This is a genomic window from Pseudomonas protegens, from assembly GCF_003732485.1.
Classification (GTDB): Bacteria; Pseudomonadota; Gammaproteobacteria; order Pseudomonadales; family Pseudomonadaceae; genus Aquipseudomonas; species Aquipseudomonas protegens_B.
In genome coordinates this window covers 1-12,902 of the sequence record NZ_MOAK01000073.1, presented here as the reverse complement: position 1 = coordinate 12,902, position 12,902 = coordinate 1, and the positions used below count along the sequence as shown (strand labels likewise).

Here is a 12,902-nt window from a genome sequence, read left to right as displayed (position 1 = left end):
CTGCTTGTCGCTTGGCAGACGCTGGTTCACCAGCAGCGAGAACAGTTCTGCGCCTGTGGCATAGCTGTGCTTGAGCTCCTCATAGGCCAGGTCCAGCATGTCGGCGGTTTGTTGCAGCTCCGCGGTGCGCGACGCGACGCGTTTTTCCAGCTCGGCATTGAGGGCCTTGAGCTCAGCGTTCTGCTCTTGGGTCAGAGCTTCCAGGCGCTGGCGCTCACGCACGGAATGCTGATGCTCCAGCGCCTGGCGCAAGGTCAGCAGCAGTTCCTGATCATCCCAGGGTTTGCTCAGGTAACGATAGATTTCCCCTTCATTGATCGCCTTGGCGATCAGTTTCAGGTCCGGGTCACCGGTCAGCAGGATGCGCGTGGTGGCCGGATAGTGCCGATGAATGCGCGCCAGCAGGGTCGGGCCGTCCATCTGTGGCAGATGGGCCGCGCTGATCACCAGGTCCACCTCCTGGGTGGCCATGACCTTCAGGGCTTCGCTGGCGTCGTGGGCAAGATGCAGCACGTAGGAGTGGGAACTGAGCAGTTGGTGCAGGCGTTGCAGGATAGTGTCCTGGCTGTCCACCAACAGAACCTCGGGCAGGCGTGTGACTGTGGCAACGTTCAGCTCACCCATGAGACACCTCGGGTCAACATCGATGCACATGTCCTTCATTCTTTTCACTGACAACACTGATCCTTGTTGCCTGATTCAAGCGTAGAAGAGTTTCCGAAGGAGATGATGGCTTTTTAATACCATCCGTCCGCTGAAAAAGCTCCAACGGACGGTGGTGGGGATGGAGGCCAAGGACCTCACTTGGCAGCGGCTTTACCGCTGGAGCTGAAGGAGGCAAAACGTTTGTTGAAGCCGGCGATACGGCCTTCGGACTGGGTCTTGCGCTGCTGGCCGGTGTACACCGGGTGCGAAGCGCTGGATACGTCCAGGGTCACGTAGGGATAGGTCTGGCCATCACTGTGCTGGTAAGTGCGGTCGGTATCGACGGTAGAGCCAATGAGGAAAAACACATCGGCGGCAGTATCGTGAAACAGCACGGGGCGATAGTCGGGGTGGATGTTGGGTTTCATCGGAGTCTCCAGCGGCTGGGGTGAAAAACAATGTTATACAGTAACAACAAAAAACCATTTAAACGAGAACTTATCGCAATAAGCTTCTACAACAATGGTCTGACTCCTGCCTCATTCCCCCGATTCAGGCTTGCCCGTAAGGCCCCAGCGAGCCAGTATGCTGGGCTGCAATGCTCTGACACAGCCGTGAATTCCTATAAGAAATGCCTGTGCAGCCCACCGTTCCAGCTGTTCGGTGCCGCTGTCGATTACCCGTTATCAAGGCACTCGGTGCCTGATTGACCTGATGAGTCCGAACCAAGGAAACCGTATGAGCCTGTCACTCCTGAGCCGCTACGCCTTCTTTGCTGCCTGCGTGATATTCACCCTCGCCAGCCTGCCTTTTCTCGAACACGACTGGCTCTGGCCATTCACCCTGGTCACCGGCCTGCTGAGCCTGCTGGGGATCTTCGATCTGCTGCAAAGTCCCCACGCGGTACGCCGCAACTACCCGATCCTGGGCAACATCCGCTACCTGGTCGAAGGCATCCGCCCGGAGATCCGCCAGTACCTGCTGGAATCCGACAGCGACGCCCTGCCCTTTTCCCGGGCCCAGCGCTCCCTGGTGTACTCCCGGGCCAAGAACGAAAGCGCCGACAAACCCTTCGGTACCCTGATCGATGTCTATCAGTCGGGTTTCGAATTCATCGGCCACTCCATGCGTCCGGCTCCCCTGAGCGACCCCAGCAGCTTTCGCGTGACCGTCGGCGGCCCGCAATGCACCCAGCCCTACTCGGCCTCGGTGTTCAACATTTCGGCCATGAGTTTCGGCTCCCTGAGTGCCAACGCCATCCGTGCCCTGAACCAGGGTGCCAAGCTCGGCAACTTCGCCCACGACACCGGTGAAGGCAGCATCAGCCCCTACCACCGCGAACACGGCGGCGACCTGACCTGGGAACTGGGCAGCGGTTACTTCGGCTGCCGCACCAGCGAGGGTCGCTTCGACCCGGAACGCTTCGCCGTGCAGGCGCAGAATCCCCAGGTACGGATGATCGAGATCAAGATGAGCCAGGGCGCCAAGCCGGGCCACGGCGGCATCCTGCCCAAGCACAAGGTGACCCAGGAAATCGCCGACACCCGGGGCATCCGCATGGGCGAGGACTGCATTTCGCCGTCGAGCCACAGCGCCTTTTCCACCCCGATCGAAATGATGCGTTTCATCCAGCAGTTGCGTGAGCTGTCCGGCGGCAAACCGGTGGGTTTCAAGTTCTGCCTGGGCCACCCCTGGGAATTCATGGGCATTGCCAAGGCCATGCTGGAAACCGGCATCCTGCCGGACTTCATCGTGGTCGACGGCAAGGAAGGCGGCACCGGCGCGGCGCCCGTGGAATTCACCGACCACATCGGCGCACCGATGCGCGAGGGTCTGCTGTTCGTCCACAACACCCTGGTGGGCCTGAACCTGCGAGACAAGATCAAGCTCGGCGCCAGCGGCAAGATCGTCAGCGCCTTCGACATCGCCAGCGTGCTGGCCATCGGCGCCGACTGGGCCAACTCGGCCCGGGGCTTCATGTTCGCCATCGGCTGCATCCAGTCCCAGAGCTGCCACACCAACAAGTGCCCCACCGGCGTCGCCACCCAGGACAACCTGCGCCAGCGCGCCCTGGTGGTGCCGGACAAGGCCCAGCGGGTATTCAGCTTCCACCGCAACACCCTCAAGGCCCTGGCGGAAATGCTCGCCGCCGCCGGCCTGCAGCACCCGTCGCAACTGGAAGCCAAGCACCTGGTGCGCCGCATGTCGGCCACCGAGATCAAGCTGTTCTCCCAGTTGCATGTGTTCCTCAAGCCCGGCGAGCTGCTCACCGGCGAGGTCAACGGCGAGTTCTACTCGCGCATGTGGCAACTGGCCCGGGCCGACAGCTTCGAACCCAACACCGAAGCCGCCGCTTAAGCCCCATTGCCCAGTGCTCCCCGGTTGCCGGGGGGCGCCGGGCGTCACCCAAGGAAGATTGCAATGCTCAAGGTCATCGCTGAAGATTTCATCCAGCCCGAACACCTGGATACCGTGCGCCCGTGGTACGCCGAACTGGTGGAAAAAACCCGCCAGGAACCGCTGTGCATCGCCTACGATCTGTTCGTCGATCAGAAAGACCCCGGGCACTTCATCTTCGTCGAACAGTGGCCGGACCAAGCGGCCCTCGACGCCCACTGCCAGACCGAGCACTTCACCCGCCTGGTGCCGCAGATCAATGCTTTTCAGCGCCGCGAATGTCGCGTGCTGTTGATGGACGAGTTCTAGAAAACCCGACCCTGCACTTGCTTGACCGGACCACCGAAAGCAGACCCAAGCCTCACTGACCTTTCGGAGATCCGCCATGCCCCTTTTGTCATTCGAACAACTGTCCCGCCAACTGCCAGCTCCCTGGCAATCCACGCTGGTGGGCCAGGTCGGCCCGGCCCGCATCAAGGTCCTGCGCATGGACGGCCAGCCCTACCCGGAAGAGACCCACGACGCCAATGAAGGCCTGCTGGTGACCCAGGGCTGCCTGCGCCTGGGCGTTGGCCAGACCGTGGTGGAAGTGGCGGCGGGCCAGATGTACCTGGTGGAGGCCGGCCAGGCTCACAGCGTGCTGCCCGGCAGCCACGGCACTCTGGTGCTCATCGACATCCAGCCTGTCCCCTCATTGACACAATATCGGTAACCACCTGCCCAAGGTCGGTCCGACCGGAGGGCCCATGCACGGAGAAGCCCATGTCTCGTCGTCTACTTGCATTAATCGCTCTACTGATGTCCTTCAACAGCGCCTTTGCCGCCGAACGCTGGCAGAGCCTGCCGCCCACACCGGCCCCGGTGGCCGGGGCGCAAGCCGGCCATGCCGAGGTCAACGGCATCCGCCTGTACTACAGCAAGGTCGGCCACGGCTCGCCGGTGGTGCTGCTGCATGGCGGCCTGGGCAATGCCGACTACTGGGGGCTCCAGGCCAAGGCCCTGGCCGCCCGGCACACGGTGATCAGCGTCGACAGCCGCGGCCACGGGCGCAGCACCCGGGACGCCCGCCCCTACGGCTACGACCTGATGGCCGACGACGTGATCGCCCTGCTGGACCAGCTGAAGATCCCCCGCGCCGATTTCGTCGGCTGGAGCGACGGCGCGATCCTCGGCCTGGACCTGGCCATGCGTTACCCGCAGCGGGTCGGCAAGGTCTTCGCCTACGCCGCCAACACCCAGACCTCCGGGGTCAAGGCAGGCGTGGAGAACAACCCGACCTTCGCCGCCTACATCGAGCGCGCCGGCCAGGAATACACCCGCCTGTCACCCACGCCCAAGGAGTACCCGGCCTTTGTCGAGCAGATCGGCCACATGTGGGCCAGCCAACCGAACTGGAGCGACGCCGACCTGGCGAAGATCAAGACACCGGTGCTGATCGTCGACGGCGACCACGATGAAGCCATCAAGCGCGAGCACACCGAATACATGGCCCAGGCGATTCCCGGCGCCGGGCTGCTGATCCTGCCCAATGTCAGCCACTTCGCCTTCCTCCAGGACCCGGGCCTGTTCAATGCAGCCCTGGAACATTTCCTCGACGACAAATAGCCCCGGCCACCGCCATGGATGCCCCTCTTTTCAGGGACATCCATGCCAGCCAATATGCATAAACGCATATTTTAATTGCGTTGGCGCATTAACCCTCTAAGGTTGTTTGCAGACCCGGTCAACGCAGGCCATCGAGGCTGGCCCAGCGCAGCGCCATGTCCCGGGTCCGGCTACGCGCAGTAGCCCGACACGCAACGACGACACCAGCCGGAGGCTGGATTTCTTTCATGGAGGATGAACATGTTAAGTAGCAACCTGACCCCAGGCGACGCTCCCCAGGCCCTGCCCCAGTGCCTGGCCGGCAGCCTGCTCGACCCGCAATTGAGCGAAGTCGATCCACACACCGAAGCCGCGCCCCAGGCCGCTGCCCGGCTCAACTTCAGCGTGCAGCAGCAAACCCAGAGCAACTGGTGCTGGGCGGCCTTGTCCGCATCGGTGGGCAACTACTACGGCACCGGTTCCTGGACCCAGTGCGGGGTGGCCAACGCCGAACTGGGCCGCAACTCCTGCTGCAGCCAGCCCGGACCATGCAACGTCTACGGCTACCTGGATTCGGCCCTGCGCACCACCCGCTGCTACGGCGGCATGCGTGAGGACCGGATGCAGATGCCGGCCATCGACAACCAGCTCGGCATGGGCCGCCCCGTGGGCCTGCGCTGTGCCTGGTACGGTGGCGGCGCGCATTTCCTGACGATCTACGGCAGCGATGGCGGCTACATCCTGGTGGCGGATTCGATCTACGGCTACTCGACCCGCGCCCTGAACAGTTTCCCCGGCTCCTACAACGGCGGCGGCAACTGGACCCACACCTACTTCACCCGAAAAAACTAGGAGGCGACATGCAACTGACTTACCCCAAGGCGCCTGTCGATGGCGTCCAGCACCTGCGCTCGGCCCTTCAGGCGGCCCTGCAGACCCAGGGTTTCGGTATCAACCGCGGGTTTGCCAAGGCCAGCCCCGGCAGCCTGAACCTGTCCCAGGCCTTTCGCGGCTACGCCCTGAGCCTGGAGGACCTGGCCCAGGGCAACGGGCTGACCGAGGCCAAGGCCGGTGACTGGCACTACCTGGTGTTCGATGCCGGAGTGTCGATTGCCGATGCGCAGTTGACCGAGGTGGCCGGCAAGGTCGCCTTCTCTGCGCTGAACCATGGCAGCCTGGCGGCGTCCGCCGTCAACGCCCTGGACCTGGCGGAACAGGCGCCGCAACTGCAGGGAAAAAGCTATGAGCTGCGCCTGCTGTTCATCCCGGCGCTGCAGGTCACGGCGATCTGGCTGCACAGGCACGGCGAAGAGGTGCTGATTCCCATCGAGCCGACACCCAAGACCCTGGCCGCCCATCAGCTCCACAGCGAAACCGCGTTGCTGGCCCTGCTGGCGCCGACGGCGCTGCAGGCCAAGGCCATCTTCGACGCCGATACCAGCGGCACCCTGGGCGGTTGACCCGGGCAAAAAAAATCCGGCGACCTTTGCAGGTCGCCGGATTTCTGGTGTCAGCGTTTCAGTCCGGGATGCTCAAGCCAGCCGCATCACCGAAGCGCAGGTCAGGACGCCGAACGCGCCGAACCTTGCTGGACATTGGTCGGTTGCAGCTTGAACAGATAGAACAGCACCGTCAGCAGCACCAGGAACGCCGGGCCGACATACAGCGCCACACGGGTATCCGGGAAGTAGGCCATCAACCCCACCACCAGTACCAGGAAGGCCAGGGCCAGGTAGGAACTGATCGGGTACAGCCACATGCGGTATTTCAGCGCGGCACGTTCGGCAGGACTCAGGCCCTTGCGGAACTTGAGCTGGGCCAGAAGGATCATCACCCAGGTCCAGATCGCACCGAAGGTGGCGATGGAGGTCACCCAGACGAACACTTTTTCCGGCACCAGATAGTTCAGCAGCACGCCCAGCAGCAGGGCGAAGATCGACAGCAGCAGCGCGCGACGCGGCACGCCGTTGTTCGAGGTCTTGGCGAAGCCGGCCGGGGCCTGGCCGTTCTGCGCCAGGCTGTAGAGCATGCGCCCGGTGCTGAAGATGCCGCCGTTGCAGGACGACAGCGCAGCGGTGATCACCACGAAGTTGATGATGCCGGCAGCGGTCTTGATACCCAGGCGCTCGAAGGTCATCACGAAGGGGCTGCCCTGGGTGCCGATCTCGTTCCACGGGTAGATCGACAGGATCACGAACAGCGCGCCCACGTAGAACAGCAGGATGCGCCAGAACACCGAGCCGATGGCATTGGGAATGGTCTTCTGCGGGTTGCGCGCTTCACCGGCGGTAAGGCCGATCATCTCTACGCCCAGGTAGGCGAACATCACCATCTGCAGGGACATCAGCACACCGGTCACGCCGTTGGGCATGAAGCCGCCGTGGGTCCACAGGTTGGAGATGCCCAGGGCCACGCCGTCGTTGCCGAAACCGAAAGCGATGATGCCGATGCCGCCGACCACCATGGCGATGATGGTGACGATCTTGATCAGGGCGAACCAGAACTCGAACTCACCGAAGGCCTTGACCGCGATCAGGTTGATCGAGCCCATGCTCACCAGGGCCGCCAGGGCCCAGATCCAGCGCGGTACATCGGGGAACCAGATCCCCATGTACACCGCCACCGCGGTGATTTCCGCAACACAGGTCACCAGCCACAGGAACCAGTAGTTCCAGCCGGTGAGAAAGCCCGCCAGGGGGCCCAGGTAGTCTTGTGCGTAACGGCTGAAGGAGCCTGCGACCGGGTTGTGCACCGCCATCTCGCCGAGGGCGCGCATGATCACCAGAATCGCCAGGCCGCCGATGATGTAGGACAGCATGATGGCCGGACCGGCCATTTCGATGGCCTTGGCCGAGCCGAGGAACAGGCCGACGCCAATACAGGCGCCCAGCGCCATCAAGCGAATATGCCGTTCGCCGAGTTCGCGTTTCAGCGGGCCGCCGTTAGCGGTCTCGCCGTGGGGCAGTTGGTTGCCAACTGGCATAGAGATACAACCTCATTTTGTTATTGGATATGAACCACCGAGTCTTCGAAGCAGCGGCGGATAGCCGAAGCTTGCTCAACCGCACCGACCTTGTGGGACGGCGCGTCTGTAGGACAAGACCTGCCAGATCAGCGGGGTGCGCAGTATAAAAAGCTCCCGACAGGGCTTTTCACTCTATAACTAGCTAAATTCAGAGAGAAATCTCGGCAAAAACCGCTTTCACGGAGAAGCATTACCTGCTTTTTGCCCTGAAACCTCACTCGGAAAGGGCCGGAAGTATTGCACAGCGCTGGTGCAGCGTCATGCCCCTACCTAGGGCGTATTTACCTGGGAAAAAGCTCTAGCCTGTAGCGAGGGAGCTTGCTCCAGCCGGGCCGCGCAACGGCCCTGAAATCGACTTGCGTGATCTTCCTGACAGGACGCGCGCTCAGGTTTTACGGCTGCTGCGCAACCGGACGGGAGCAAGCTCCCTCGCTACAGAAGCAAGACAGCGTCTGTTTTCACAATTTCTTCACCAGTAGCCACCACCGACTAAGCTTCAGACAAGTCCGATCAATCTGCGTAAATGGATCAATCGACTATGGGCGCTCTGTGGCAGACCGATTCGCGTAAAACCGCAGTGCCAAACCACAGCGAGGACGAAGCGCCTTTACCCAAAAAAACCGGACCTCGCCGTTATGCCTGGCGCCTGTTCTGGCTGCTATTGCTGATTGCGCTGATTGCCCTGGGTGTTGCCGCCACCCGGGAAATGCGTACCTCCAAGCTCCAGGCCCGGGAATTCAGCAAGCTGGCTCGTGACTTAAGCTATTCCCTGCAACCCGGCCCCAGCGATGCCATGCTCTATCCCGGCACCGGCCCCTTCGACCGGCGTCTGGGCTATAGCGCCCTGGGTGAGTTCCTGCCGCGTCTGCTCAAGCGCGGCTACCTGATCGACGCTCAGACACGATTTTCCCCGGCACTGATGGACTACAGCAAAAACGGTTTTTTCGTGCCCTATACCGAGAAAATCCAGGCCGGCCTGTCCATCACCGACTGCCGTGCCGCGCCCCTGTATCAATTCAATTACCCGCAACAGCTGTATGCCAGCTTCACCGATATCCCGCCGCTTATGGTGCACAGCCTGCTGTTCATCGAAAACCGCGACCTGCTGGACCCCAAGCTGGCCCAGGCCAACCCGGCAGTGGACTGGCCGCGCTTCGCCAAGGCCGCCTGGTCCCAGGTGGCCAAGCTCCTGCACCTGCCCGGGCAGACCGCCGGCGGCAGCACCCTGGCCACCCAGCTGGAAAAATACCGCCACTCGCCCGATGGCTTGACGGTGTCCGGCGGTGAAAAGATCCGCCAAATGATCTCTGCCAGCGTGCGCGCCTATCAGGATGGCCCGCAAACCCTGGAGGCACGGCGCCGGATCGTTCGCGACTACCTCAACAGCGTGCCGCTGTCGGCGGTTCCCGGCCATGGCGAGGTACATGGCATGGCCGAGGGCCTGCGGGTCTGGTACGGCGCCGATTTCGATCAGGTCAACCAGGCGCTGGCCAGCAACGCCACCGATGCCAGAAGCCTGGCCCAGCGCGGCTTGGCCCTGCGCCAGGTGCTGTCGCTGATGATCGCGCAACGCCGCCCCTCCCATTATCTGGTCAAGGGGCACGCCGAGCTGGCCGACCTCACCGACAGCCATATCCGCCTGCTGGCGCAGAACGATGTGATCGATCCCGCCCTGACCGCCGCGGCCCTGGCCAGCAAGGTCAGCTATCGCGACTGGCAGCAGCAGCCGACGATCCAGCCGATCGAAACCAACAAGGGCATCAGCGTGGCCCGCAGCCGTTTGGCAGCGTTGCTCAACCGCCCCCTGTACGACCTGGACCGCCTTGACCTGTCGGCCACCAGTACCTTGCAGAGCGATCTGCAGCGCCAGGCCACGGAGTACCTCAAGCATCTCGCCGACCCTGCATTTGCGGCGCAGATCGGTGTACTCGGCGAGCGCCTGCTGACCCCCACCAGCACCACGCAAGTGCGTTACAGCTTCACCCTGTTCGAACTCACCCCCGACGGCTCGCGGGTACGGGTGCAGACCGACAGCACCGACCAGCCTTTCGACATCAACGAAGGCAGCAAGCTGGAGTTGGGCTCCACCGCCAAGTTGCGGGTGCTGACTACCTACCTGCAGATCATCTCCGAATTGCACGACAAGCACGCCGGGAAAACCCCGGCCGAACTGAAGAACGTTGTGGTCAACGACCAGGACCGGCTGAGCCGCTGGGCCATCGACTACCTGATGCACAACAGTGACCGCAGCTTGCCGAAGATGCTCGATGCGGCCCTGGACCGCACCTACTCCGCCAGCCCCGGCGAAGCCTTCTTCACCGGCGGCGGGATGCATCACTTCCACAATTTTCGCAACGAGGACAACGGCCGCAGCCCGACCCTGCGCGATGCCCTGCGCGAATCCATCAACCTGCCGTTCATCCGCTTGATGCGTGACCTGGTGCGCTACAGCACCTACGGCGGCGACAGCAGCAGTGCCGAGTTGCTCAAGGACGACGCCAACCCGCGGCGCCAGGAGTACCTGGCGCGCTTCGCCGACCGCGAAGGCACCTCGTTCCTGCTGCGGTTCTGGAAGAAGTACCGCAACAAGGACACTCAGGCACGCCTGGATACCTTTCTCGACGGTATGCACCCCACGGCAATCCGCCTGGCTGCCGTGCACCGCTACCTGCTGCCGGACGCCAGCCAGGAAAGCTTCAATCGCTTTGTCCGGGCCCACATGAAAAACGCCAAGACCGGCGAAAAGCTCACCGATGAGCGCCTGGACAAGCTCTATGCCGGCTATGGCCCGGGGGCCTATGACCTGCCGGACCAGGGCTACATCGCCAAGGTCCATCCCCTGGACCTGTGGCTGCTGGGCTACCTGATGAACAACCCCGAGGCGACCTTCAGCCAGATCGTCAAGGCCAGTGAGTTCGAGCGCCAGGAGGTCTACAGCTGGCTGTTCAAGAGTCGCCATCGCAGCGCCCGGGACAGCCGCATCCGCACCATGCTGGAGGTCGAAGCATTCCTGGATATTCACCAGCGCTGGCAGAGCGTCGGTTACCCGTTCGACCACCTGGTGCCTTCCCTGGCCACCGCCATCGGCAGTTCCGGCGATCGTCCGGCGGCTCTCGCCGAGCTGGTAGGCACCATCCTCAACGACGGCGTGCGCCTGCCGACCCTGCGCATCGACAGCCTGCACTTTGCCGCCGACACGCCTTACGAAACCCGCCTGAGCAACGACCCGGACAAGGGCAAGCGCGTAATGCCTTCGCAAGTCGCCACGGCGCTGCGCGGGGCCTTGTCACAGGTGGTGGATGCCGGTACCGCGAAACGGGTGTCCGGCAGTTTCAAGCTGGCCGACGGTACGCCACTGGCCATGGGCGGCAAGACCGGTACTGGCGACAACCGTATCGAGGCCATTGGTGCCGGCGGCCGGGTGCTGAGCTCCAAGTCCATCAACCGCACCGCGACCTTCGTGTTCTACATCGGCGATCACCACTTCGGCACCCTCACAGCCTATGTGCCGGGGGCTTCGGCCCAGGGCTTCAAGTTCACCTCGGCCTTGCCGGTGCAGGTGCTCAAGGGCATGGCGCCGATTCTCATGCCCTACCTGCAGCCTGGCAGCAGCACCCAGTGCCTGGGCAGCCTCGCGCAACGCTGAATCCCTCCGGTTGCCAGACCCTCCACGCCATTCCATGGCGTGGATCGCCCGTCCATTGCGATTTTCCATCTCCGACCAACGGCAGCTTTGAGCGGCACAGAAGTGCTTGCGCAATTCTTAAGATATATCTTAAGTTATGTCTAAATCGAACAGGAGAAAGAGAAAATGAGAGAGCATCCTCACCACCGCGAACACGGTGACGGCCACGACAGTTTCGAGCGCCGTCCCGGTCGCGAGCGCGGCGGCCGCGGCCCCCGGGTGTTTGCCCCCGGCGACTTGAAGTTGCTGCTACTGGCGTTGATCGCCGAGCAGCCCTGCCACGGCTACGACCTGATCCGCCAGATCGAAGGCATGTTCGACGGCGCCTACAGCCCGAGCCCCGGAGTGATCTACCCGACCCTGACCTTCCTGGAAGAAAGCGAAATGATCCAGGGCGACGCCGAAGGCGGAAAAAAACGCTACAGCGTCACCGACGCCGGTCGTCTTTCCCTTCAGGAGCAGGCCATTGCCCTGGACGGCGTGCGCATGCGCATCGAGGTCAGCAAGCGTTCCCTGCGCGGCCACGACCGCCCTGCGGAAATCCATGAGGCGGTGCACAACCTGCGCCACGCCCTGCAAATGCACCATGGCCGCTGGAGCCCGGAAGAAATCCTCCGGGTGCGCGACCTGCTGAACAACACCGCCAAGGCCATTGTCGATGGTCCTGTCAGCCACACTGCCCAGGAGAAATCCGAATGACTGCAATCCCAGAGCCATCCATTCACCGGGTCATGCATGAGATCAAACGCCGGCGCCTGGAAGTCTTGCGCGTTGTCGACCTGACCCCGCGCATGCGCCGCATCACCCTCGGCGGGCCTGAGCTGGCCGGTTTCATCAGCCTGGGCAGCGACGATCATGTAAAGCTGCTGTTCCCGCAGAACGCCGAACAGCAGGCCGCCCTGGAAACCCTGGTGCTGGGCCCGGGCAAGGACAGCGGTCCGATGCCCGCCATGCGCGACTACACCCCGCGCCGCTACGACCTGGAACAGGGCGAACTGGACATCGACTTCGTGCTCCATGGCGACGGCCCCGCCTCGACCTGGGCCGAACAGGCCAAGCCGGGGCAGTACCTGCACATCGGCGGGCCGCGAGGATCGATGGTCGTGCCGGACATCTTCGACAGCTACCTGCTGATCGGTGACGAAACCGCACTGCCGGCCATCGCCCGACGCCTGGAAGAACTGCCGGCCGGACGCCGGGTATTGGCGGTGATCGAGGTTCAGGATCGAGCGGAGCGCCAGGTACTGCACAGCGCTGCCGAGATCGAGGTGATCTGGGTGGAACGTGATGGCGACGGGCAGGACCTGATCAGCACTGTGCGTCAGTTGCAGGTCCCGCAAGGCAAGCTGTACGCCTGGGTGGCCACCGAGAGCAAAGTCTCGCGCCAGGTTCGTCGAGTGTTGCTGGATGAGCACCGGCTCAACGACGAATTCGTCAAGGCCGCCGGTTACTGGCGCCTGGACGGCAGCGAGGAAGAATAACCCCGCCTCACGGTAGGAACTGGCTTACCAGCGAAGGCGGTCTCAAGGGCCCCTTCGCCGGCAAGCCGGCTCCTACGAGATGGCC

General features: G+C 63.0%; 12 protein-coding genes. 9 read left to right on the top strand and 3 right to left on the bottom strand.

Translation table 11 applies throughout. The features are described 5' to 3' along the window. Positions 1-624, bottom strand: a 624-nt coding sequence (locus BLX41_RS33750; RefSeq protein ID WP_185073660.1) for a response regulator, incomplete at its 3' end; no start/stop codon positions are given. A 176-nt stretch (positions 625-800) separates the two neighbouring features. Continuing rightward, positions 801-1,073: a type B 50S ribosomal protein L31 gene (locus BLX41_RS18275; protein ID WP_123726025.1), complete on the bottom strand. Its 273-nt coding sequence runs from the start codon at positions 1,071-1,073 to the stop codon at positions 801-803. Positions 1,074-1,383: 310 nt separating this feature from the next. Between BLX41_RS18275 and BLX41_RS18270 the strand changes: the two genes are divergently transcribed. The 6 genes from BLX41_RS18270 to BLX41_RS18245 all read left to right on the top strand — a co-directional run bounded on the left by BLX41_RS18270 (position 1,384) and on the right by BLX41_RS18245 (position 6,086). Further along, positions 1,384-3,003, top strand: coding sequence for an FMN-binding glutamate synthase family protein (locus BLX41_RS18270; RefSeq protein WP_123726024.1), 1,620 nt, complete (start codon positions 1,384-1,386; stop codon positions 3,001-3,003). A gap of 63 nt (positions 3,004-3,066) precedes the next feature. Further along, entirely contained in the window at positions 3,067-3,351 is a 285-nt protein-coding gene (locus BLX41_RS18265) for a putative quinol monooxygenase (protein WP_123726023.1), read from the top strand. A gap of 76 nt (positions 3,352-3,427) precedes the next feature. After that, positions 3,428-3,754 carry a cupin domain-containing protein gene (locus BLX41_RS18260; protein WP_123726022.1) on the top strand — a complete coding sequence of 109 codons (327 nt, stop codon included), beginning with the start codon at positions 3,428-3,430 and terminating at the stop codon, positions 3,752-3,754. A 50-nt stretch (positions 3,755-3,804) separates the two neighbouring features. Continuing rightward, positions 3,805-4,647: an alpha/beta fold hydrolase gene (locus BLX41_RS18255; RefSeq protein WP_123726021.1), complete on the top strand. Its 843-nt coding sequence runs from the start codon at positions 3,805-3,807 to the stop codon at positions 4,645-4,647. A 240-nt stretch (positions 4,648-4,887) separates the two neighbouring features. Continuing rightward, positions 4,888-5,478 carry a papain-like cysteine protease family protein gene (locus BLX41_RS18250; RefSeq protein WP_011063158.1) on the top strand — a complete coding sequence of 197 codons (591 nt, stop codon included), beginning with the start codon at positions 4,888-4,890 and terminating at the stop codon, positions 5,476-5,478. 8 nt (positions 5,479-5,486) lie between these two features. Then, entirely contained in the window at positions 5,487-6,086 is a 600-nt protein-coding gene (locus BLX41_RS18245) for a hypothetical protein (protein ID WP_123726020.1), read from the top strand. Positions 6,087-6,187: 101 nt separating this feature from the next. Here the strand turns inward: BLX41_RS18245 and BLX41_RS18240 are convergent, their stop codons facing one another. Next, entirely contained in the window at positions 6,188-7,609 is a 1,422-nt protein-coding gene (locus BLX41_RS18240) for an amino acid permease (protein ID WP_123726019.1), read from the bottom strand. A gap of 580 nt (positions 7,610-8,189) precedes the next feature. Here BLX41_RS18240 and BLX41_RS18235 point away from each other — a divergent pair. From BLX41_RS18235 to BLX41_RS18225, 3 genes are all read left to right on the top strand, one after another. Then, a complete protein-coding gene (locus tag BLX41_RS18235; protein WP_123726018.1) occupies positions 8,190-11,297 on the top strand; it encodes a transglycosylase domain-containing protein in 3,108 nt (1,035 codons plus the stop codon). A gap of 165 nt (positions 11,298-11,462) precedes the next feature. Continuing rightward, entirely contained in the window at positions 11,463-12,035 is a 573-nt protein-coding gene (locus tag BLX41_RS18230; RefSeq protein WP_123726017.1) for a PadR family transcriptional regulator, read from the top strand. Beyond that, on the top strand, positions 12,032-12,817 hold the full coding sequence (locus BLX41_RS18225) for a siderophore-interacting protein (protein ID WP_123726016.1): 786 nt from the start codon (positions 12,032-12,034) through the stop codon (positions 12,815-12,817). The genes BLX41_RS18230 and BLX41_RS18225 overlap by 4 nt, the downstream gene beginning before the upstream one ends. Positions 12,818-12,902: the final 85 nt, after the last annotated feature.